This window comes from Rhizobium sp. BK176, from assembly GCF_024808055.1.
Genome location: NZ_JANUBV010000045.1, coordinates 1 through 22,050, shown reverse-complemented (window position 1 = coordinate 22,050; position 22,050 = coordinate 1). Strand labels below are relative to the sequence as shown.

Here is a 22,050-nt window from a genome sequence, read left to right as displayed (position 1 = left end):
AGAAGCATGACGACGAGGCCGACAAGGGCGGCAAATCCGATGACGACGAGGGTCAGCTTGACGCTGTAAAGAAGCAGGATCGGAATGAAGACCAGGAGCGACACGCCATCGAGGAGGGTCAGAAACAGGCGACCCGTCAGAAACTCGCGGATCCTTCCCGTCTGTTGCATGTGCTTGACAAGGACCCCAGCTGACGCCTGTTCGAACAAGGCGATTGGAAGATTGAGCAGATGCCCGAACGTGCGTGTCGCGATGCGGATATCGATCCGGTTCGTGGCATAGAGCAGCAGGTAGCGCCGCAGGAAGCTGAAGGCGGCATCGAAGACAAGGGCAATGGCGATGCCAATCGTCAGGACCGTGAGCGTTGCATAGCTTTGATGCACCAGCACCTTGTCGATGACGAGCTGGAAGAAGATTGGCGTCATCAGACCGAGGCCATAAAGGACGATGGCGGCAAGCGCAACGTCGCGGAAGAAACTGCGCTGCTTGATGATTTCGGGAATGAACCAGCGGAAACCGAATGGCTGATCGGCATCGTTAAGGCCGTAGTTCCGCTTCATCATCACGACGGATCCCCGCCAGGATCGGGTGAATTGCTCTTCGCTCAGGTGAATGAAGTCGGGGCGCTCGGCCAGGGGATCGAGGACCCTGATCATCGGCTCCTCTTCGCCCATTGCAGGCCCGGCAATCACGACCCAGTTGCCGTTCTCGAGCTCCGCCAGCACAGGAAAGGCTTCGCCGAGCCCAAGAAGCGAAGTCCAGCTGAGGCTGATATGCCGGGCGCGCAGCCCGGCATCTTTGGCCATGCGCAACAATTGTCGAAGCGCGACGGGTTGGTCATTGACTGCGTAATCGTGTTGCAGGCGCTCGGGTGACAGGTCAACGCCATGGTGGCGTGCCACGAGAGCAAGGCAATGTAGGTTGGTGTGCAAAAACGTACTCATGGCCCACCCGGGTGTCTGCGTTGATGGTTCGTCAGTTGAAGTTCGGCGACGCGTTGCCCGAGGCACCGGAAGGAGGGATGATCTCAGCCTTCTGATTGGGGTCGTTGACGCGCCGCACGGCGCCGGCCTCGACCAGTCCGCCCAATGCCTTCTGCATCAGGTCGACTGCATTCGCGAACGCATCGACGGGCATGATGATCCTCTGCCGGAAGACCGGTTTCGGATTGTTGCTGGCATCCCGTTCGGTGGCCGACAGCGACATCAGGTCGATGCGGACGATCGTGCCGGTTACCGTGATCTCGCCGATACCGTCGGCATAAAGTTCGTTGCTCATTGTCGATCTCCTCGTTTGGAACGTGCTCATTGATGGTGATGGTGCGCCTGCTGCCAGGCAGGGAAGGGGTCGGCAAGCTGTCTGCCGAGTTCCGGGTCAAAGTGGGTCTCTTCCCCGAAAAGGCAGTCGTCGAGCGCTGTGCTGATCCCTTGCTGGTCAAGCCCGGCGCCGATGAACACCAGTTCCTGGCGGCGATCGCCGAAGACCAGATCCCAATGGCGGTCGAGCAATTGGCGGAACTGCGGATAGCGTGGCCAATGCGCCTTTGACACGCTTGCCCACCAGAAGCCCTTGGTATCCATGCGTCGCTGTGTACCGGCAATCGAAAGGAGCCCGATCTCGTTCGGCCGCGTCGCCAGCCAAAAATGTCCCTTGGCGCGAATGAGGCCCGGCCACTGCTGCGCGAGAAAGCGGTCGAGCGCGGCGGGGTCGAAAGGACGGCGTGCGCGATAGACGAAGCTCGAAATCCCGTATTCCTCGGTCTCGGGGACGTGGTCTCCCCATCCGTAGAGCTCCTTATGCCAGTACGGGTGGCGGGCCGATTTGGCCTCGCTGAAGAGGCCGGTATCGAGAATGGTCGACAGGGGAAGCGCACCGAAGTCGGTTTCGATGACACGCGCATCCGGATTGAGGGCCGCGACGATCCGGCGAACGGCCGTCCGGGTTTCGGCGGCAACTTCGGAAACCTTGTTGATCACGACGACATCGGCAAATTCGATCTGCTCTACGAGCAGGTCTACAAGCGTTCGTTTGTCATCGGTGTCGCGAGTTTCGCCGCGATCGCTCAGGAAATCGGCGCTCGAATAATTTGCAAGCAGGTTTGCCGCATCGACCACCGAGACCATGGTATCCAGCCGCGCCACGTCACAGAGCGCAAGGCCGTTCTCGTCACGGAAAGAAAACGTAGCCGCAATTGGCAGCGGTTCGGCAATGCCGGTGCCTTCGATCAACAGATAGTCGAAGCGACCGTCGGCGGCGAGACGGCGGACCTCGGTCAACAGGTCGTCACGAAGGGTGCAACAGATGCATCCGTTGGTGAGTTCCACCAGGGTTTCATTGGTGCGCGACAGGTTGGCGCCGCCATCACGAACGAGCTCGGCATCGATGTTGATCTCGCTCATGTCATTGACGATCACGGCGACCCGGCGTCCTTCCCGGTTACGCAAGACATGGTTGAGGATGGTTGTTTTTCCTGCGCCGAGGAAACCCGCCAAAACCGATACTGGGAGGCGCTTGTCGCCACCTGTCATGTACACTCTCCCCACTCGCCGCTACGCTGCGAGCTGCTGCTTGAATGCGACGTCGACGTAATAATTCGTGCTGTTGAATGTGCTTGTCGGGAACAGCCCGCTGGAGCCGTATGCATAGAGACCGTTGCCGCCACTTAGCGCCGAAGACATGGCCTGCAGATTGCCGTTGGTCGTGCTGTTGCTGAAGTAGTTGCCCGTCGCCGAATAATTGCCGTTGGTGCTGTAGGACACGACATAAGTGGTGTTGGCATCGATCGCCACCTGTTGAGCCAGGTTGACCGACTGCCAACCACTTGAGCTCTCGTTGGTGAAGGTCGCGCTTGCAAGAAGAGTACCGCTTGCCGTCCAGAGGTAGCCTGTGTGAGAGCCGGTATTCTCGGCGCTTTTGTAGAAGCGAATACCGGTAATCCAGCCAGCCGCATCTGACTGGAACTTCATGCCGAGATTGACGGGGCTGTTGTCGTTGACCGAGACGATTGCAGGGGTTGTGCCTGCGGCAAAGACGTTCTCTTCGGGGCCTTGGCCGGAGATCGTGAGGGATGCCTGAGCAGTGGCCGTTGCGCCCTTCGCATCGGTGATCGTGTACGAGAAGCTGGCAGCTCCGGTGTATCCGGTTGCCGGCGTGAAGGTGATCATATTCGACTGGCTGTCGAAGGACACCGTTCCGTGCAGCGCGTTGCCGACACCGGTGACGGAAATCGCGTCGCCATCGGGGTCGCTGTCGTTGGCGAGCAATGCCGAGGCGAGGATCGTCAATTGGGTATTTGCAACACCTGAGATCCCGGAGTCGTTGGCAGCGACGGGGGCAGCGTTTTGAGTCGCTGTTTGATAAAGAACGTCGACCCAATAGTTGGTTGAATTGTAGGTCGCGCTCGGGAAGAGGCTGCCTGTGCCATAGGCATAAACGCCATTGCCCGTAGAAGATGCGGTCAGAGTGCCGTTTGAGTGGCTGGTCGTGAAATAGTTTGGCGTGGCCGCATAGAAGCCGTTCGAATGATAGCTTGCCACATAGGTAACGCCTGCGGAGATGCTGACAGGTTGTGAGAAGGTTACCGTTTGCCAGCCGCTTGTTGTCTCGTTCGAGAAGGTTGCGGACGCAAGCAAGACGCCGCTGCTGGTCCATAGCGAACCGACGTGCGTACCGGTGTCTTGCGCGCTCTTGTAGTAGCGCAAGCCAGTAATCTCGCCCCTTTCGGAAGTGGTAAACTTGACGCCGAGCTCCACCGATCCTGGGTCATTGCCCGCAACAATGGTGGGCGCGTCGGTCGATGAAAACAGCCCTGTACCCGTTGGCTGTGCGCCAACCGTCAAGTTGACGGTTGCCGAGGCGGTGCCGCCCCGGCCGTCCGCGATCGTGTAAGAGAAATTTGCCGCGCCGACGTATCCTGTTGTCGGAGTGAACACGATCGTATTTGTCACGCTATCGAACGTGACTGTGCCGTTTGCCCCGTTTGCAACGCCCGTGATCGACAACGGGTCGCCATCCGGGTCGTTGTCGTTCGCCAGGAGGGCTGCTGCCGCAATGGATAGTGCCGTGCTCGAGTAGGTGCTGAAGCCGTTATCGTTGGCTGCAACAGGCACCGAATTCACCGTCGATTGATTGAATACGACATCGACCCAGTAATTGGATGCCTGATAGCTGGATGTTGGGAAGGTCGTGCCGGTGCCGTAGGAAAAGACGCCGTTCCCTCCGCTCGCCGTCGCGGAAACGCCGGTGAGGGCTCCGTTGGTATGCGCAGTGTTGAAGTAGCCGACAGTTGCCACATAGGTCCCGGTCGTGTGATACGATGCGACGTAGGTTACCCCGGCCTGGATCTGGATCGGGCTGGAGAACTTTGCGGTTTGCCAACCGCTGAGAGACTCGTTGGTGAAAGTTACAGTCGTCAGGAGCGTGCCGTCAGTGCTCCAGATCGAACCAGTGTGGGTACCCGTATCGCCGGCCGCCTTATAGAAACGAATTCCGGTGATCGAACCGCTGCTCGATGAAGTGAACTTCATGCCCAACTCGACCGCGGATCGGTCGCTAAAGGCTTGTCCGGTCGGACCTTCATTTGGCTGAAACAGCGAAACGCCGGCCGCAACTTCCTCCACGGAAAGGCTCACGCTTCCCTGGTCGGTGCCACCTCGTCCATCTGAGAGGGTGTAGCTGAAGCTTGCCGGACCAACGTAATTGGCGTTCGGTGTAAAGATCACGTTGCCCGTTTGAGTGTCCAGCGCAACCGTTCCGTTGACTGCATTGCCAACCCCGGAAATGGTAAGTACGTCACCATTGGCGTCGGTATCGTTTGCTATCAGAGAGGCGAATGACAGTGTCAGGCTGCCGTTGCGTGCGATGGTGAACCCGCCGTCGTCGGTTGCCACAGGTGCCGTGTTGGGACCGGCGTCAAACACAACATCGACCCAATAATTCGAACCGCCAGGGCTATTGCCCGGGAAAGTACTGCTGGCGCCGTATGCATAAACACCGCCACCATCGACTGCCTTCAGCACGCCATTTGCGTATGTCGAACCGGGACCAAAATAGTTCTCGGTGACAGAATAGTAGCCGTTGCTATGGTAGGAGGCGACGAATGTCGTCCCTGCGGGGATATGAATTGGCGAGGAGAAGGTAACTGTCTGCCAGCCCGAAATGGACTCGCCTGTCGATACGCCTGTGGCGAGCAACGTGCCATTGGCATCCCACAGACTGACCGTATGCTCACCAATGTTATAGAAACCCTTGTAGAAGCGAATTCCTTCAACGAAGCCACCGATGGTTGACTGAAAACGGATCCCGAGTTCGACACCGTCGCGGTCGATCGCAGTCTCGAGCGCTGGCTTTGATGCCAGTGTCCAAAGGCCGGTAGTATCCGGCAGTGTAATTGTAACCTGCTTTCCGGATGATGGCGTCTCCACGTTGACGCTGTCGTCGACGGCACGCGACATGACCGTATAGGTGCCGCTCGCCTGGACGACCCAATTGTAGCTCCAGTTCTCGCGTCCGGATGCCTTGAACCAATGTTGTCCGCCGTCAGTGGATACCTCGATACCGGCGATAATCCCCCCGCCGAAGTCCTGGGCCGTTCCAGCGATCGTGACGTGCTGGCCTTCGACGAAACTCGCACCAATGATTGGCGACGTAATCGTTGATGTTGGCTTGACGTTGTCAGTGGACTGCGTCGCGAGAATAAGGCTGGCATCCAGCGTCGTTGGCTGGATTCCCATATCCGCGAACATGTTGACCATAGCCTGCTGGACGTTCGGGTCTGTCGGCGTTTCCGGTCCTTCATGCTGATCGTTCAATCCCCACGACCAGAATACGGTGCCTGCGCCGAATACCAGCGCTCCGCTTGCGGCTCGATACATCGTCAGGCTATGATTTACGACGGCATCGCCGATGGTAGTGCCATAGTCCCGAAGATAGGTGTTCACTGCCACTGTGGACAGGGACAGGTTGATCAGCCCGTCTGGTCGGAACCCATTTTCGACGTCAGAATCCCATTCGTAGCCGAGCAGGTTCTGAACGAGATTGTACGTTTCTCCGGGCTGTAGGTTGGCAACGTCGGTGTTTCGCCAGAAGCGCAGGTTCGAATAGTCATAGGGGATGGAAATTGTATCAAGCCGGTAGCTGTCGACGGTGAACATGGTTCCGGTCAGCGAATTCTCCGGCTCCTGTCCGGGGTCCGCGTAGCGTGGATCGCGCCACGTGCCGGTACCGACACTGCTCGGATCCGTGCTGGTCCCCCAAGTCTCCTTGTAGCAAACCATGGTCCGGTAGGCTTGGCCGTTGCCATCAATGCTGCTTTCCCACCGCACCTTCCAATAACATTCGTTGCCGCTCCAGAATGCAAGGTTGACGCCGCTATCCCGTGCCGCCTCGACGTTGGCACGTTGTTCGGCAGACCAGTATTCGTCATGCCCGACGGAGAGATAAGCTTGGTGGTTGAGGAGCAGATTGCCATTGCGGGCAGCATCGACGCCCGTCACATACGACACGTCGTATCCGTTCTGCTCCAACCACTGGATCGCCGAATGTTCGACGCCAAAGATGAAGTCATGCGTGCCGCCAACGGGGCTGGTGTTGGTGATGATGGGGCGGTTGTAGCTGATCGCCGATGCGCGGCCGATTGCCGTCAGGCCGCAACTGCAATTGGGAGGCAGGTAGCCGATCATATCAGCCGGGTCGACAGGCACCTGTCCGTAGTAAAGGCTCGCCCCACCCCAGGCATTATAGGCCTGCCAGGTCGTATCCGAGGTCTGGAAGACGATGTCGCTTGTTGAGGCATCGTCGCGCACCACAAACGGGATAATGCTGGCGTCTTCGACGCCATCCTCGCGGACCAGTCTGGCGAAATAAACGCCCGATACTGCGTCCCCTGGGATCTCCCAGCTTGCCGAAACCGACCAGTTGCCGCAATCGATCAGGCCGAGCGACATATCGACGATCGGATGCGGCTGGATCTGAGCCGTCGTCAGGGACTTGTCGATCGAGGCAACCTTGCGCGCGCCGTCGCCGCCGTAATAGCCGAGACGATAAATGTCGATGCGGTAGTGGGTCGAGTCCGTTGCGATCTTGAAGTCAACGGTCTGGCCGATATTGGTACTAATCTCGGTCGCAAAGCCCTGGATGGTACCGCCGCCGTCGCCGTCGATGCCCCATTCGCTGATCGGGTTGCCCTGCTTCATGTTTTCGAGGGCAATCTTGTTCAGCGTCGGAGTAGCCGCTACCGTCTGAGTGACGGCCACCACCGTTGTTGTTGATGCGGTCGCAGCGAGGGTCATCGGCGCTGGCGCGGCGGACGCATCTTGCTCAGTGGTTCCCACGTCAGCCGTTGCCACGCCAGTGGTTCCGACGATTGCAGCCGAAAACGTCATGGCCGGAATACTCGACGTATCGGTCGTGCTTGAGACCGGCAGCGTGACGTCAGAGGCAACCGACAGAGAGGACTCTAGCGAGATCGCGGCAAGTGGTGTGGAAGGATCGGGGGGCAATACGGTACGGGGCTGAGCTGTCGTCTCTGGATCGGTAGCGGAGGAGCTTGCCGTCGATGTTGCATCGGTGGTCAACGTCCGGCTGGCTCCACCGGTGGCGTCGCTTGTGGAGGTAGCACTTGAAGCCGGCGACATTTGCGTCGCGGCTGGATCATTCGTCAAAGGAGACAGAGTGGTTTGCGATCCCGTGAGCGAGTTCACGGAGCCGACAGCGCTGGGATCAGTAATCTGCGGAGCACCGGCTGACGAACCAACAGCTGCGTTCGCGAGAAGAGCACCGCCCGTTGCCACTGCGCTGTAAACCGTCGACGTGCCGCCGAACGCGCTCAGATAGTCACGGTTCTTGATGTTGATCCTCAGCATGAAATCCACCCCCAGTCGCAAATGCAGCAGGTGTCAATCGTGTCATGTTTGCCGCGAAAGTGTACGACAGCAATGAGCGGTACTCGACGTTGCAGACCCTACGCCGATAGGATGATATGGCACTCGCCGACCTGAGCTAGCGAGGAATTGGTCGAGAAAACCGACATGCCTCGATGCTTGCATGTTGCCTCCGCGAAATGATCCGGAAGCACGCTTCAGGCTCGTCTATAGTTCATTTTTCCAGGTTGCTCAGGCGCTGCTACAGATCGAGACTAAGTAACTAAACGCTCATCGCCGCAGCGAGCGAAGGCGATGAAGCGAGCTGCACAATTGGGGGGATCCAGGTGCCGTATCACTTCGATTGGAGGCCGGGAATCGGTGATCCCACGATTGGCGGATGGATTACCGTCGCACTCTACTTTGTTGCATGCGTGAGCTGCCGCAGGACGATGGCAACCGTCCTTTCACCTGGCTCGAGCAAGCAGTTTGACGGCTTCATCTGGCGTGGAATTGCCATCATGCTTTTCTTACTGGGCATAAACAAGCAACTCGACATCCAGTCCGCTTTCACGGAGATTGGCCGAATGATCGCTGCATCAGAAGGGTGGTATGGCGAGCGTCGAGCGGTACAATTCTACTTTATCGTCGGCATTGCCGCCCTTTGGGCGGTTGCGTTGCCAATAGCTGGTTTTTGCCCAAGAAAACTATCGCACCAAACTTGGCTGGCCCTCGCGGGATCGATGCTTGTGGTGGGCTACGTCGTCATTCGAGCAGGATCTTTTTATCATTTCGACCAGTTCATCGGCAGCCACCTATGGGGCCTCAAGTGTAACTGGGTCCTTGAGATGACGGGTATTGTCATCGTGCTGCTCGCGAGCGAATGGCGGCGAGCAGAACTCCATCGTCAGATGCGGCGACAGACGATTCTCCAATAGACGATGCGATGATCAGCGCATTTCGCGGACTTAGCGGGCGCGGCCCAGCATTGATCCGTCTCTGTCAAAAGAGAACGAACGCCGCAAATTCAATCCAAGGGTCTGCGTAAGGCAGAGACCGAGAAATGTCGGGTCCCTAGCACGCTCATGCGCTCGTTCCACAGGATGTTCCCAATATACAAACGCGGGCAAGTGTAGGCGAACCCAACAGCGACTTCGACCAAGACCGTCATAAAAGTTTCATCCGGCACTGCCGGCGGGAGGCTTGCACGCTTTTGCAGCAATATGCAAAATCTTGCAAATGGAGATCGAGCCGTGTCCGCAAAAGTGTTTGTGAGCAGCCAGGAAGTGGCTGAAAAGGCGGGGTCTCACGATCTGCGGTGTCGCGGACATTTACGCCGGGCGCCAGCGTGTCCCAAGAGACGCGCCGGCGCGTGCTCGAAGCAGCCGAGGCGCTTGGGTACCACATCAATGAACTTGCTCGCGGTCTCATGCGAAATGAGAGCGGCATCGTCTGCCTGATCGTCTCCGACGTTGCAACGCCCTACCGTTCTGCCCTTTTTGGAACAGCTTACACTGCTGGTTCAGAACGCTGGCAAGGTCGCGATGCTTGTCAATACGGACCGTGCCGATGGCAGTGTTGATCGTACTCTCAGGCAAGCGATCCGTTATCGCGCGGATGCGTCAATCATTCTCTCCGGCATGCCTGATAAGTCCATTGCCGAGCTTTACCTGCGCAACGGGCAGCGTCTCGTCCTTATCAATCGCGACGATGCGCAGCCCGGCCCGCTGCGGATCAACCTCGATGACTACGAGGACGCCGGACGCGTGGTGACGGCGCTCGTCCGGGCCGGATGTCGAAAGCTCGAATTCGCCAAGTCCAACGCGGGAACACCGAGCCTCATAGCCAGAGAGCGGGGCTTCATCGCTGCGGCAAGGGCCCTTGGAATGGAGGTTTCAGTCGAGCGTCATGGGTGGACGGGCTGCGAAGCGGGCAGGGTCCTGGCTCAGCGAATATTGACGCGCGCAGAGCGCCCGGATGCGGTCTTCTGCGCAACCGACCTCCTGGCTTGCGGTTTCATGGACGCAACGCGTCAATACCGGGCGAGTTATGCATCGCGGGCTTCGACGATATCGAGCAGGCCTCGTGGTCTTCCTACGACCTGACAACCGTTGGCCGTTTTCTACGATCGCTTCAAACGCAGTCGAATGGTTTTCGAGGGCCACAGTCGGAGAATGGGGTGCAGTCGATCAAGCTTCATGCCGAACTGATCTGGCGGGGATCAATCAGGGGGGCATAGCGCCCACGGCCTCTCAGAATAACGGGAGGTTGCTCCACTGTGCCAGGTACCACCCGGCCCAGATGGCAGGTGCCAGAAACGACGCGTAGGGGATGCGAGCCGTTGCGGGCCAATGGCCCTGGTGCCTGCTTTTGGCGAGAACAAAAAGAAGTGCGGCAAGGGTACCGAGAAAGACGACAAGGGCGAATTGCTGCCATCCGACCCATACGCCGGCAGCCGCACCGAGCTTTACGTCGCCAAGCCCAAGTCCCTCGATACCACGCAGCCTCAAGTAAACCTCACGTACCAGAAGCAGTGATCCGCCGGTGAGCGCTGCATCTGCAATGATACCAAGCAATGACCTCTCCACATCGTCACCCAGCGGATCGAGACCGAGCAGGAATGCGCCGACCCCGATCGCTGCCAGCGCGAGATTCAGAAGGTTAGGAACCCTGAAATTGAGCCAGTCCTCGATTGTAACCAAGGTCACCAGGGCGGCAAGCACCGCGCCGAGGGTTGCGCGCGGCAATGGCAGGGTCGTCAATCCGACCACAAGGGCAGCCAGTGCCGCGATCGCCACTGCTGCCAGACGTGTATCGATGGTTTTTGGCCACTGCACTATTTGACCTTGCGCCCGCCCATTCCCCACATTTTCGACTGCAGCTCCTCGGCGACGCTTTGCGCATCGCGACCGTCACGAATGACCATGGGCCTGATCAGGATCAGAAGCTCTGTCCGGGTATTGGCGCGGTTCTTGCTGCCGAACAGATTGCCGACGACCTTCATCCGATTGAGGCCCGGGATGCCGTCCTTTGCGCGCTGTGCCTGTTCGCTGATCAAGCCGCCGAGCAGCACGGTCTGGCCGTCGACGACGGACACGGAACTCGAAATGCTCCGGTTGGAAATCGTCGGCGTCAGGCTGTCCGGCGACGAAGACGAGGAGATCTCCTGTTCGATGCGCATTGCTACGACACCGTTCTCGGCGATGCGTGGGCGGACATTCATGATGATGCCGGTATCGCGATATTGCACCTCGTTGCTGACAGGCGCATCAGCCGCGTCTACAGGGGTAACGGTGCGCGTGATGATCGGGATCTGGTCGCCGACCTGGAAGCGCGCAACTTCGTTTTCCAGCACGACGAGAGACGGGGACGACAGGATCTGAACGTCTGTGACCTTGTCGAGGGCGCTGATGATGATGTCAGGGCTGCTTTCGGAGCCAAGAACGAAATTGAAGCCGGGCACTTCGCGCGCGATATTGTCGGCGAGCACGTTGAAGAGGCCAACCGAACCGTTGTCCGATCCCGCTCCGAGGTGATGGCTCTTGACGAAATACTGGACGCCGAAACGCATGTCGTCGGTCAGGCGCACTTCGGCCATCGTGACGCTGATTGCCACCTGTAACTGCGGCACGTCAATCCGGGTCAGCGCACCGAGCACCCGCTGGCGCATTTCGAGATCGCCGTAGATCACAATGGAATTGTTCGAAGGGTCGGCACGAATGCGCACCGCGTCGGCACCGAGTTCGTTTGATGTCGGTTGACCGAAGCGCGCAGGATCGATCTCGGCCGTGTCGGTTCCGCCGCCGCCGGTTTGGCCGGCACTTGCCTCGGCTGGCTGGGCAGCAGCATCGGCGGTGTCAGCAGACGCTGGAGTTGCCCCTGGTTTTTCTTCGCTTTCCGTGTCGTCGCCAGTCGAGAACAGCTTTTGCAGCAGCTCGGCAATCTTCGTCGCGTCCCGGTATTTCACGCGGTAGACATGCACGCTCTGCCCGAAATCGGGGTTTTCCCGGTCGAGCCGACGAACCCATGTCTGCGCGCGCTCCGTCAGCGTGCGGCTTTGCGACACCGCCAGAATTGCGCGAAGACGCGGCATCGGCATGAACTGGATTGCACCGTTCTCGCTGCCCTTGGCCGCGAATATGCGTTCGAGTTCAGGTATAACAGCCTCGGGCCGGGCATTCTGCAGTGGTAGAATGCCAACCGCCTGATCCTTCATCCAGTCGACATCGAACGCGCCTGCCGTTTCGATCGCGGCCTGGCGGTCAGCACCACTGCCGGCGATGACCAGCAGATTGCGTGTCGTTTCCACACGAATTGCGCCAGGCCTTGCGCCGAAGCCATCGATCAGACGGGCAAGCGTCTGTGCGCCGATATAGCGGACGGGAAGGATGGTGATGCCGAAGCCAGGGCCGCTTCCCCTGACCGTTGTCTGCCCAGCTACGGCCGAACCGGCTTCAACGATCTGGTAGGCGTTGCCACGCTTCACGAGGTCGGCGCCATTCATGTTCAGGAGCGTTTCCAGGATCGACAGCAGTTCGCCCTTTGCGACCGGGCGGGCCGTCGAAAGCGTCACCGAGCCCGAGACCTTCGGATCGATCGTATAGGTCTGGCCAAGCGTGTCGCCGAGGATTGCCTGAACCACTTCACGCAGCTCTGCGCCCTGGAAGTTCAGGTTGACCTCGCCTGCGGCCGGGGTCTGCCCCGTATGGATAGGGTCTACGACCCCATCGCCCGGCGTCACAAATGTAACTGCCTGGAGGGGGCCCGAGCTCGTTGCGTTGTGAGACGCCACCGATCCGTCAGGGCGCGGCGAACGAGCGGACAGGTCTGCATTCGTCACGGAACCGAGGATAGACTTGGGGCTATCCATGGAACCATGATCGGGCAGCACGCATCCGGTGGCCAACACACACCATCCGAACAGCAGGCCTGCACGACCAATTGCACTGCTAGGTCCCATCTCCCCTCAACTGATTCTCTAGCTTCCAGTATCCGAACCTAGCATTTTTCAGGGGGCGCGTTATCGCTAATGGCGACTATGCACATCTTACAGTAGGCAAACCGTAACGGCCTGATATCTTACCCAAAGGTCGGCATGGACTTGTCGTTCAACTTGGCGGACGCTGTTGCAAATCGCAGGAAGGACGCAGCGCAGACGAGGCGATATCTGGATGGCCACTGCAACGACGTTGACGGACTTTGTCCGATATCTGACGACGAACGATAATCTGGTCGGGCCATCCGAGAGGGTGTCGCTTGAGCGGATGCTGAAGGCTCCCCCTTCGAGCTACAGTCAAATCTGGGAGACCGGCGTACTGTCGGGAGATCAGCTCGCCGAGGCAATTGGCGAATTTCACGGGCTCGGTCGCGCCGCCGTCGACCAGATAGAGTTCCGGCCCGAGCTTACCGCCGATCTGTCGCCGCGATTCCTGCGCGCGGCATGGGCGCTTCCGGCACTGGAGAAGGGCCAGCAGATTCTGGTGATCGCCGACCCGACACGCGAGGAGGCGATCGAGGCGGCGGCGGCCGCGCTCGGACAACGCGTGGAAATGAGAGTGGCGACGTTCGAAGAGATGGCGATGCTTTTCGAACGGTTGCTTTCTAAGGATCGGGCAAACGTCCTTTCGCCTGCCGACCAAACGGCAGCGCGCTCGCAGAGTGCGGCCGAAGAGGATCTTGATCGCCTTCATGATCTCGCGAGCGGCGCGCCCATCGTCAGGGCCGTCGACCAATTGCTGGAAACCGCGTTGAACTTGTCGGCAACCGATATCCACATCGAGCCCCAGCCGGATGGCGTGCGGGTGCGAATGCGGGTGGATGGCATGCTGAGGACCATGCAGCCGCTCTCGAACGATATCGCTCGTGGTGTCGTTTCACGCATCAAGATTCTCGCCGGACTCAACATCGCCGAGCACCGGCTGCCGCAGGACGGGCGCGCTCGTATCACCATCAACACGACGCGCGCCGATTTTCGTGTAGCGACGATGCCAACCTTGCATGGCGAGGCGCTTGTTGCCCGAATTCTCGTCAAGGGTGCCGAGGCACTTGATCTTTCCCGACTTGGCATGGCCGCCCGCGATTTTTCTATTCTGCGCACCCAGATCGCCGAGCCGCATGGGCTGATCGTCGTTGCCGGCCCGACGGGGTGCGGCAAGACGACGACGCTGACGGCGGCGCTCTCCAGCCTCAACAGTCCCGAACGCAAGATCATGACCATCGAGGATCCGATCGAGTATCAGATCGCCGGCGTAAGCCAGACGCAGGTGAAGCCATCGATCAATCTGACCTTCGCGAATGCGATGCGCTCCTTCCTGCGCCAGGACCCCGACATCATGATGGTCGGCGAGATGCGTGACAGCGAAACCGCGTCGATCGGCATCCAGGCAGCGCTCACGGGGCATCTAGTGCTTACGACGCTGCACACCAACAGCGCAGCCGATGCGATCATCCGGCTGATGGATCTCGGCGTCGAAACCTTCCTCCTTGCGTCCGCCTTGCGGTGTGTCATCGCACAGCGACTTGTCCGCAGGCTCTGCGAACGCTGCAGGGCGCCTGTGAACGATGGTGCCGGCGCTGAGCATGCCGCCCTTGCGCGTCGCGGCTTCGTCCCGCGCCCTGGGGACAGCTATTTCCGTGCAGTCGGTTGTGCCTATTGTGGGGAAAGCGGTTATCGAGGACGCGTCGGGATATTCGAGGTCCTGCCCGTCGATGCCGAGCTCAGCGGGCTCATGCGCGATGACGTCGATCCCCAGAAAATCCAGACAGCGGCGGTGCGTGCCGGCATGACCACGATGCTCGACGATGGCTTTGCGAAATACCGAAAGGGCATCACGTCGATCGAGGAGGTTCTGCGCGTTACGATCTGAGCGTTAAGATCTGACGGGCGCTATTGGGTCGGGGCAAACATCCGATAGTCCTGGCGCTGGCCGTTCTGTTCGAGCTTGATCGTACGGTTGTCGACGATGGAGACGACCCAGTTCTGAAGCCTGTCGCCGTCCTTCAGGCGATGGATCTGGCCGCTCGCGGGGTCCTGCAGGAGTGCCTGGCGGTTGCCGCTGATCGAAATGATCCCCACGAGCTTTATCTCAGGTGCAGATGGCGACGTTTCGGAGACACTGGCAATGACTGGCGCAACGTCTACGACCGGCTCATCAGCGACCGGGGGCTGCCTTGAGGGTGAAAACAGCGGGTGAAGCCGGGTCGCTTCGAGCTTATCAAGGGTCACGCCACTCAGCCACGGCGTCGCTGGAGCGCTGGGCTCCGATTGGGACAGAGCCGCGCCCGCCATCGCCACCAGGGCGACGCCCGTCACAATTCCAGATCTTTTCAAGCCGGTCACAGCTTGCTCCTTCGCCAGTAGCCCTCGACCGAGGCTGAAACGCGCAGTACAGGCGGCTCCCTGCTGCTGACGCTTGTTTCCGCGCTCTCGATCGTGATCGATTTGAAGAGCAGGGCTGTCGGGTTGCTTTCCGTCGCAAAGAGAATTTGCTGCAGCGGCTCCGTGGTCGTCTCAAACAGAACGCGCATTTCGACGGCGCCGTCGTCGGGTGCATCCTCTCCGGGGTCGACGAATTCAAACTGAGCGATCTTTGCTCCGGTCTCGCCGATCACATCGGTCATCAGGCGTTGCAATTCGGCGGCTGCGACAGCCGGCGTGTCGCCTGGGAGGTAGATCGCGGCACCATCGCCGTCTTTGTCATCCGTGTTGCCTTCGAGCGCCGCGAGCCTGGTCTTGAGTGCCTCCAGGGACAGCCGCTGCTCGGCATTTTCCTGCGACAGCCCACGTGCTTCCATCACGCTCCATGCCGCTATCGCCCCAGGAACGAAAAACAGGCCAGCGAGCACAGCAATCGTTGCCATTCTGACGTTTCTCGCGGCGCCCTGCTTCCGGTTCATTGTGTTTTGGCTCCTGCAAGATGGGCCAGGATTTCGAACCGCTCTTTGCCGTTGTCGCCATCGCGGACGACCGGCGCGGAGAAATTTGCGGCTTCGAGCATCTCTGAGTCTTCGATGATACTGATCAGCCGCGCGGCATTGGCGGAAAATCCTGCAATACGCACATTTCGATCTGCAACATCAAGCGTGGTGAGATAGGTCGTATCGGGGATGATCTTCGAGAGTTCATCGATCAGGACAACCATGGAGGCGGCATCCCATTTGCGCGCCAGTTTCGCGCTGGAACTGTCGGCCTGTTCCGCCTTCTGACGCGCCTTGTCAATCGTGCCGCGAAGGCTGGCGAGGGAGGCTTCTATCTGCTTTTTCTCCTGCGTTGCCTGTTGGAGCTGAAAGCCGCCAACTGACAGCATGGCTGCCCCAATTGCCGCGAGGACGCAAAGGGACGCGAGAGCGATGCGCGTACGTCTCGCCGTAAGTGCCGCTTTCGCGCCCGGTAACAGATTGATCCTACTCGACTTCGCGAGTGGATCGGTCGCAAGTCCGACGACGACGGGCTTGATGCCGACAGCCTCGAGGGGATCGATCGCCGACCGCATCGCAGCGAGCGAGACCGCGACGACGCGAACATCTAGCTGATCGGCGGTGTCGGTCGCTTCGCCGTCCTCAAGATCGTAGTCGAACGTCATCTTGTCCGCGGGCCATGGAAGAAGCTGTTCGAGCTGATGGCGGATGATCGCATCGACATGGTGTCTGCTTGCCGCCGGGAGTTTGAGCGATCGCACGACCGAACGATCCGCGCCAAGCCGCATTTCGACTGGCTGTGTTCCGACGACGCTGCTAAGCCAGCCGAGCTCATCACGGGGTCCCTCGGCCTTGTGGATCGGCCCCGCCCTGGAGACGCGGTAGCAAACGAGCCTCGCCGGCTCCTCGACAACGAGAAATGTTCCACGGTTCCTGCGGGGGATGTTCGCTGCGGCCTGCCAGGAAACCATCTCGCCGAGCAAGGCTGAAAAGCTTCGTTTGATCGATGTGGTTATCCCGGTCATTCGATACATCTCGCCATCAACGTCCCCCCGTTCCGGTAAATGTCCAGGCATAGACGACATAGCCTTTGGGGGTGTCGGTTGCGTCGGCGACGACCATCTCGGCGGTTCCGACCCGGCCGCTTTTGCTGTGGGCAACGAGGTTCACGCGAAAGACGGTCGGCCTCTCCACCGTGAGGAAGCCTTCATATCTCTTTACCAGGGCACGCCGCTCGTCGCTGTCTTCGTCGTTACGCAACGCTGCAATGGTCGTGGCGTCCGCCTCGCTCATACCCGGGATCGCAAGCAGCGCCTTCCGGGAGGCCGCTCCCGGATCAAGCATGCCAGTCCGGTTGTGCACCGTGAGAAACGACTCGAGTTTCATGTAGTCATTCTCGCTCAGTCCCTTGAGAAAGCGCAACTCGCCAACCGACTGGAATTTTGCGTTCATGGGCAGGCCGCGCGCTCCGTTTCCCCTGTAGTCGGAGCGCTCGGCGCCTTCGGGTGTCCGCTCGTCGTCTCCGTCGCGCCAGTCAACCACCCGTGCCGCAAACGCGTCGGGGGAAAGCGACTGGCCATCGACTGCCTTGAATAGCCCTTTCAGCAGTTCGGGCGGAGAGGCATTGAGATCGAGCCGTCCTGCTTCTGCGGCAACCTGTAGGGTGACACTTCCGGTCGAAAGCGTGATGATGCGGCCGTCGACGAATGCAGCGTCTCTGTCTTCGGTAAAAAGAAGGTAGGCGGACGCCGTGGCGCCGCTGTCGAGCAGGTTCTCGGTCACGAGATCGTCCACGCCCAGACGCGTGAGAACCAGGGTCGGCTGCGCCGACAGCACCAGCGTCGATACGATTCCTGCCAGCAAGCCGCATACGACAAGGGTTGCCAGCGTGACATATCCGCCATCACGTCGCATCTGGACCTCCCTCGCAGCTCGCGCCTTCCGGGCATAGCCGTGGCGGATCGACATGGGGGGAAACCACCAGCGTCAAAGGTGCGCGCCGCGAATCCGACTTGCTCCATATCTGCAGGCGAATGACATCGGGAAGCGTCGGGCGATCGGACCAGGAATTGCTCCACACGAAGCCTTTCCGGGTGTTTTCAGCAAACGAGAAGCGATAGTCCCATGCTCCCTGCAGCAGTGCTGTCGGTGGAGCGGCGCTCACCTTTTCAAAACTGGTTGCCGAGGGAAATCGCGCGAGGGCAGACCGGACGAGAGCGCCAGATCTGACTGAAATCCAGACCAGTTGATCGGATGCGGAGCCGGTCGCGAGACCGACTGCAGTTTCACTGCCATAAAACAGGAGGGGCGCGCCGGCCTGCTCGCTGGTCTTGATGGCAGCAACCTCTGACAGGTCGCGCCTGAGGGCAGTGAGCCCTGTGGCAAGACGCTCGATGTTTCCGGCGTCGCGACTGGCCGCCGCAGAAGACCGGGTCACGAGATAGGCCGACAACAGCAGCGCCTGAAAGACGAGCGCGCTGAGCAGGAGGACAACCAGGGCCTCCAGCATGGCAAAACCACCCTCTGAACTCTTGCGCTCCTTCCTCATTCAGCCACTCCGACCAACAGTCGATCGACCGCCAGCCGTCGCGAAGACGATACGTCGACGGAAAGCCTCGCCTCGAGCAGTGTCTGTCCCTCCGGCCCCCGCCCTTCGGCCTCGGGAGATCGTGTGATGACGGCACGCCACCTGCGTCCGTGGCTCACGCCAGCAAACGTGCCGGGACGAACGATCTTTCCCTGCAGTTCCTCGGCGAGGACTTCCTCGGCGACCAGCCGTGCTTCGAGCCAGGCATGCGATTGAACGACGGAGGCGCGCGCCGAGACCAGGCTTCTCGGGACCACGTATAGAACAGCTGCGAGGATGGCGACGGCCACCAGAACCTCAAGCAGCGTAAATCCTTGATCGCGCCGGTCGTGTGCATTCGGGGCACTCTTAGTGGGGGCCGCACACATGCCGGGCCTCATTCGAGTGCTGACAGCGCAATGCCTGACGTCAGCGGGTTGACCGAGATGCGGAAGGTCGCGCGCGGTCCCGAGATATCGAACGTCCCGCCGGAGGAGCGGCCATTGGCCTGAAAGGATACCATGCGGCCGTGCGCGGCGCGCTCCACCCGGATCGCAGATCCTTCGCTCAGCATGACCCGTCTTGCGGAGGAACCGGACAGGACCGTGCCGCGACGCGTGTCGATGGTCGATACGACGGTGCGGCCTTCCGCCATCGCGATGTTCCGGTCCTGTCGCAGGAGTGCCGCGATCTCCGCTGCCTGAACCTTCAGGCTCATCGCCTGGCCGGCGTTGATCATGTAGGGCAGTGCCATCGCCGCCACGAAAGCAATGATTGCGAGTGCTGCCAGAAGTTCCAGCAGCGCAAAACCGCCATCACTCGAAGAATGGCTACTGGATCGCGATGTCTGCGGCATTGTCGGCCCCCCCTTCAACGCCATCGGCACCAAAGGAAATGATCTGGGGTCGCCCCTTGTCACCAATGCGGTATTGATATTCGTGGCCCCAAGGATCCAGCGGAACCGAGGCCTGCTGGATATAAGGGCCCTTCCAGCGCTTGATCGCCGAGCCGCTGACCAGCGCGGTGAGGCCCTCTCGTTCTGTGGGGTAGCGCGAGGTGTCGAGGTAGAAGAGATCGAAAGCCGAGGTCAGGGCTTCGATCTGCAGCCGTGCGGCACGCACACGAGCCTCCGAGAGGTAACCAAGAACGCGCGGAGCAGCAATGCCAGCAACCAGGCTGAGGATCACGAGCACGACCAGCAATTCCAGGAGGGTAAAGCCTCCGTCGCCCCTTACCGTGCGGCGCCGGGGCGATTTGCGGGTGGTTGGCAGTGGGTGTTGCAACGGCTTTTTCATGGCGGTCACATCAGTAGATCGTTCAGGCTGAGCAACGCCGTGATGACCGAAACGATGATCCAGGCGATCAGGGCACTGACAGTCAGCAGAACCAGCGGGCCGATGATCGCTGTGGCACGGGCAATCGAGCGGTCGAGCCGGGTCTCGTAGTAGGTTGCAACACGCAGCGCGGCCTTGCCGGTGTCTCCGGTGGTTTCACCGACCCGAAGCATCTGCAGGCCGTAGGGCGGAAGGAAGGAAACGCGGGAAAGGGCATCGGTGAGCTGACTGCCGTCTCTGACCCTTGCCAGAACTTCGGCCACGACCTCTGCGGAGTGCTCGTCACGCATCAAGCCGCGTATAAGGCGAAGGGATGTCGGCAGATCGACGCCACTCTTGTTCAGCATGGCAAATGTCGAACAGAAGACGACGGCGCGCTCCTGCATCAGCAGCGTATCGAAGCCTGGGAGATAACCGAGCAGGGAGAGGAGGATCGACTTTGCCGTCTTGCTGCGGGTGATGACGAGGGCAAGGCAGAGCGCACCGACACCGATGGCCGATATCAGCGTGCTGTTGGCCGCGACCGCGCGCGACAGGGTAAAGACGATCGAGGTCGATGCCTTCGCGTCCGCGCCCATGCCGACCAGCGCGTTGTCGAATTCGGGAATGACGACGGTCAGAACGAAAAACAGGACGCCCACGGCTGCAAGGACCAGAAATGCAGGATAGGCGAGTGCCGAGGTCAGGCGGCGTCTGAGTTCCCGACCCCGCCGCCGCTCCTGGGCAATCACCTGCAGCGTGACGTCAAGGTTGCCGGCAACCTCGGCGACCTCGACCATCTTGATATAGGTCGGTGGAAATGCCGCCGGATAGGCCTCGATCGCTTCGGCGAAGCTGTGTCCCTTTGAAACCACGTCCAGAAGCGAACGCGTCATGTTGCCGAGCGCATGCCGCTTTGTCGATTGATGGATGATCTGTAACGCCCGGTCCAGGGCAACACTTGCAGAAAGGAGGGCAGCGAGATCTTCCGTGAAAGCTGTTACATCGTCGTAGGACGGAGTCGACTGGAACGACAGGCCCAGTCCTGCGCCTGTTTTCTTCACTTCCTCTATATCAATTGGAAACAGGGACCGACGCTCAAGCTCCGCGGCCATCAGCGCGCTGGAGTTTGCCTGCAGAATACCCTCGAGCATGTGCCCCGAGAGATCGATCGCCCGGTACCTGAAGTTTGGCATTTTCGTACATCGCCCCTGATGCGTCGAAAATTCATACAGTATCGATCGAGTTCATATCTGGAAATAAGTACAGGGTAATTATACGAAATTCGGGAAAACATTCAACCGTCCCACTATTTAGAAAATATAAATTCGACGGTTTGTTTCTGAAAAAATCTGAATATTTTAAAAATACTACGATCCTGTTTGTTTTCACAAGTTTTAGGGTGTATTGTAGGGCCACCGTCACGCATTGATGGAACTCGTTACATTTGATTGGGGGCTGGTCGAATGTATATCTCTAAAAACGCGTCAAGAATCCGTCAACGAGAAGCACAACTTGCTCGAGATAATCGGGCAGAGATAGTTTGGGCATTGAACCAGGGGCAGGTCACCCGTCGAGAATTACTCAAATGGGGGATCTTTACGGCAAGCGGATATCTCGCCTGCAAGAACGGGCTAAGCCCGTTTGCAACGAGCGCCTATGCGTCGGTTCCGACAGGAACACCGCGAACACCGCTGTTCGGCATCCAGAAATTTTCTCAGCCGATGCATCGGCTGAACCATCTGAAACCGTTGCCGATCACACGGACGGCTGAGGGCCATGCGGCCTTTCCGGCCGGCCTTGGCGAACGGCCGGCCAAGCGGCTTTCCTATCACACGGATTTTTCCGCTGACCCCGCGAATGGGGCGTTTATCAATCCGCTGACGCATCACGGGCCGATCGAGGGGCGTCCGCCCGGCGAAGTGTTCGCGCACCAGCGATGGGACGAGTTCTTCCCCAAGGTCGGCTACATCATGCGGCTTGGCCAGATTTCGCAAACGGGCGGCCACAGCTATTTCCACGACCATTTCCCGGTACAGGAGCCGAACAGCTGCTGGACCTATGCGTCGGGTCGCGCTGGCGAATGCGGCTTGCCGCCATTCCTGATCAAGGGGCGCTATGGCGAGCCGATCATCACGCGCATCTACAATGACCTGCCGACCGACCGGAAGGCAAACAACGGCTTCGGGCGCAATGAAACCCAGTTGCATTTCCATAACGCTCATAACGGTGCGGAAAGCGACGGAGCCGCGAATGTGCATCACTTCCCCGGTACGTTCTACGACTACCGCTGGAGTACAGCGCTGGCGCGGCGCGACAAGATCAATACCCAGGCCGGCGACCCGCGTGCTTCCGGTCCCGACGACAATATCGGCCTCGTCAATGTGGCTGGTGA

Annotated in this window: 17 protein-coding genes and 2 pseudogenes; 4 read left to right on the top strand and 15 right to left on the bottom strand. The window is 59.7% G+C overall.

Annotated elements, in window-relative coordinates; all coding sequences use genetic code 11:
* From FHT76_RS40220 to FHT76_RS40205, 4 genes are all read right to left on the bottom strand, one after another.
* Positions 1-944 (bottom strand): ABC transporter transmembrane domain-containing protein (locus FHT76_RS40220; RefSeq protein WP_259186825.1); only part of this gene is annotated, 944 nt, incomplete at its 3' end.
* 31 nt (positions 945-975) lie between these two features.
* The gene (locus FHT76_RS40215) at positions 976-1,278 is read right to left on the bottom strand and encodes a hypothetical protein (protein WP_183756510.1); all 303 of its coding nucleotides are present in this window, start codon (positions 1,276-1,278) and stop codon (positions 976-978) included.
* 26 nt (positions 1,279-1,304) lie between these two features.
* The gene (locus FHT76_RS40210) at positions 1,305-2,528 is read right to left on the bottom strand and encodes a GTP-binding protein (protein ID WP_183756509.1); all 1,224 of its coding nucleotides are present in this window, start codon (positions 2,526-2,528) and stop codon (positions 1,305-1,307) included.
* A 21-nt stretch (positions 2,529-2,549) separates the two neighbouring features.
* The gene (locus FHT76_RS40205; protein WP_259186823.1) at positions 2,550-7,862 is read right to left on the bottom strand and encodes a DUF4082 domain-containing protein; all 5,313 of its coding nucleotides are present in this window, start codon (positions 7,860-7,862) and stop codon (positions 2,550-2,552) included.
* 344 nt (positions 7,863-8,206) lie between these two features.
* On the opposite strand from FHT76_RS40205, the gene FHT76_RS40200 reads away from it, so the two are divergent.
* Both FHT76_RS40200 and FHT76_RS40195 read left to right on the top strand, forming a co-directional pair.
* On the top strand, positions 8,207-8,797 hold the full coding sequence (locus FHT76_RS40200; RefSeq protein WP_183756507.1) for a hypothetical protein: 591 nt from the start codon (positions 8,207-8,209) through the stop codon (positions 8,795-8,797).
* Positions 8,798-9,082: 285 nt separating this feature from the next.
* Positions 9,083-10,098 (top strand): annotated as a pseudogene (locus FHT76_RS40195) (substrate-binding domain-containing protein).
* A 13-nt stretch (positions 10,099-10,111) separates the two neighbouring features.
* Here FHT76_RS40195 and FHT76_RS40190 read toward each other — a convergent pair.
* Together FHT76_RS40190 and gspD are read right to left on the bottom strand one after the other, a co-directional pair.
* Positions 10,112-10,696, bottom strand: coding sequence for an A24 family peptidase (locus tag FHT76_RS40190; protein WP_259130829.1), 585 nt, complete (start codon positions 10,694-10,696; stop codon positions 10,112-10,114).
* Entirely contained in the window at positions 10,696-12,729 is a 2,034-nt protein-coding gene (gene gspD, locus FHT76_RS40185; RefSeq protein WP_183756506.1) for a type II secretion system secretin GspD, read from the bottom strand. The genes FHT76_RS40190 and gspD overlap by 1 nt, the downstream gene beginning before the upstream one ends.
* 301 nt (positions 12,730-13,030) lie before the next feature.
* Here gspD and FHT76_RS40180 point away from each other — a divergent pair, with 301 nt between their 5' ends.
* The gene (locus tag FHT76_RS40180; RefSeq protein ID WP_183756505.1) at positions 13,031-14,725 is read left to right on the top strand and encodes a GspE/PulE family protein; all 1,695 of its coding nucleotides are present in this window, start codon (positions 13,031-13,033) and stop codon (positions 14,723-14,725) included.
* 20 nt (positions 14,726-14,745) lie between these two features.
* Here the strand turns inward: FHT76_RS40180 and FHT76_RS40175 are convergent, their stop codons facing one another.
* From FHT76_RS40175 to FHT76_RS40135, 9 genes are read right to left on the bottom strand one after another with little or no spacing between them, the layout of a single operon-like run.
* Positions 14,746-15,198, bottom strand: coding sequence for a hypothetical protein (locus FHT76_RS40175; RefSeq protein WP_259186819.1), 453 nt, complete (start codon positions 15,196-15,198; stop codon positions 14,746-14,748).
* The gene (gene gspM, locus FHT76_RS40170) at positions 15,195-15,755 is read right to left on the bottom strand and encodes a type II secretion system protein GspM (RefSeq protein ID WP_183756504.1); all 561 of its coding nucleotides are present in this window, start codon (positions 15,753-15,755) and stop codon (positions 15,195-15,197) included. The genes FHT76_RS40175 and gspM overlap by 4 nt, the downstream gene beginning before the upstream one ends.
* On the bottom strand, positions 15,752-16,801 hold the full coding sequence (locus FHT76_RS40165; protein WP_183756503.1) for a PilN domain-containing protein: 1,050 nt from the start codon (positions 16,799-16,801) through the stop codon (positions 15,752-15,754). Before FHT76_RS40165 ends, gspM begins: the two co-directional genes overlap by 4 nt.
* Positions 16,802-16,817: 16 nt before the next feature.
* Positions 16,818-17,690: a general secretion pathway protein GspK gene (locus tag FHT76_RS40160; protein WP_259130837.1), complete on the bottom strand. Its 873-nt coding sequence runs from the start codon at positions 17,688-17,690 to the stop codon at positions 16,818-16,820.
* Positions 17,680-18,324 (bottom strand): hypothetical protein, encoded by a 645-nt coding sequence (locus tag FHT76_RS40155; protein ID WP_183756501.1) that lies wholly within the window; start codon positions 18,322-18,324, stop codon positions 17,680-17,682. The genes FHT76_RS40160 and FHT76_RS40155 overlap by 11 nt, the downstream gene beginning before the upstream one ends.
* Positions 18,321-18,731: a prepilin-type N-terminal cleavage/methylation domain-containing protein gene (locus FHT76_RS40150; RefSeq protein ID WP_183864490.1), complete on the bottom strand. Its 411-nt coding sequence runs from the start codon at positions 18,729-18,731 to the stop codon at positions 18,321-18,323. The genes FHT76_RS40155 and FHT76_RS40150 overlap by 4 nt, the downstream gene beginning before the upstream one ends.
* Before the next feature lie 8 nt (positions 18,732-18,739).
* Positions 18,740-19,198 (bottom strand): prepilin-type N-terminal cleavage/methylation domain-containing protein, encoded by a 459-nt coding sequence (locus tag FHT76_RS40145; RefSeq protein WP_183864491.1) that lies wholly within the window; start codon positions 19,196-19,198, stop codon positions 18,740-18,742.
* The gene (gene gspG / locus FHT76_RS40140) at positions 19,173-19,637 is read right to left on the bottom strand and encodes a type II secretion system major pseudopilin GspG (protein ID WP_183756572.1); all 465 of its coding nucleotides are present in this window, start codon (positions 19,635-19,637) and stop codon (positions 19,173-19,175) included. The genes FHT76_RS40145 and gspG overlap by 26 nt, the downstream gene beginning before the upstream one ends.
* 5 nt (positions 19,638-19,642) lie before the next feature.
* Entirely contained in the window at positions 19,643-20,851 is a 1,209-nt protein-coding gene (locus FHT76_RS40135) for a type II secretion system F family protein (RefSeq protein ID WP_183756498.1), read from the bottom strand.
* 354 nt (positions 20,852-21,205) lie between these two features.
* On the opposite strand from FHT76_RS40135, the pseudogene FHT76_RS40130 reads away from it, so the two are divergent.
* A pseudogene (locus FHT76_RS40130) lies at positions 21,206-22,050 on the top strand (copper oxidase); the annotation flags it as partial.

Bases quoted from the DNA above. Each gene is read 5' to 3' on its own strand.
- FHT76_RS40145 (WP_183864491.1), bottom strand. From the start codon at position 19,198: ATGCCGCAGACATCGCGATCCAGTAGCCATTCTTCGAGTGATGGCGGT.
- FHT76_RS40205 (WP_259186823.1), bottom strand. From the start codon at position 7,862: ATGCTGAGGATCAACATCAAGAACCGTGACTATCTGAGCGCGTTCGGC.
- FHT76_RS40150 (WP_183864490.1), bottom strand. From the start codon at position 18,731: ATGTGTGCGGCCCCCACTAAGAGTGCCCCGAATGCACACGACCGGCGC.
- gspG (WP_183756572.1), bottom strand. From the start codon at position 19,637: ATGAAAAAGCCGTTGCAACACCCACTGCCAACCACCCGCAAATCGCCC.
- FHT76_RS40210 (WP_183756509.1), bottom strand. From the start codon at position 2,528: ATGACAGGTGGCGACAAGCGCCTCCCAGTATCGGTTTTGGCGGGTTTC.
- FHT76_RS40155 (WP_183756501.1), bottom strand. From the start codon at position 18,324: ATGAGGAAGGAGCGCAAGAGTTCAGAGGGTGGTTTTGCCATGCTGGAG.
- FHT76_RS40180 (WP_183756505.1), top strand. From the start codon at position 13,031: ATGGCCACTGCAACGACGTTGACGGACTTTGTCCGATATCTGACGACG.
- FHT76_RS40160 (WP_259130837.1), bottom strand. From the start codon at position 17,690: ATGCGACGTGATGGCGGATATGTCACGCTGGCAACCCTTGTCGTATGC.
- gspM (WP_183756504.1), bottom strand. From the start codon at position 15,755: ATGAACCGGAAGCAGGGCGCCGCGAGAAACGTCAGAATGGCAACGATT.
- FHT76_RS40165 (WP_183756503.1), bottom strand. From the start codon at position 16,801: ATGACCGGGATAACCACATCGATCAAACGAAGCTTTTCAGCCTTGCTC.
- FHT76_RS40135 (WP_183756498.1), bottom strand. From the start codon at position 20,851: ATGCCAAACTTCAGGTACCGGGCGATCGATCTCTCGGGGCACATGCTC.
- FHT76_RS40215 (WP_183756510.1), bottom strand. From the start codon at position 1,278: ATGAGCAACGAACTTTATGCCGACGGTATCGGCGAGATCACGGTAACC.
- gspD (WP_183756506.1), bottom strand. From the start codon at position 12,729: ATGGATAGCCCCAAGTCTATCCTCGGTTCCGTGACGAATGCAGACCTG.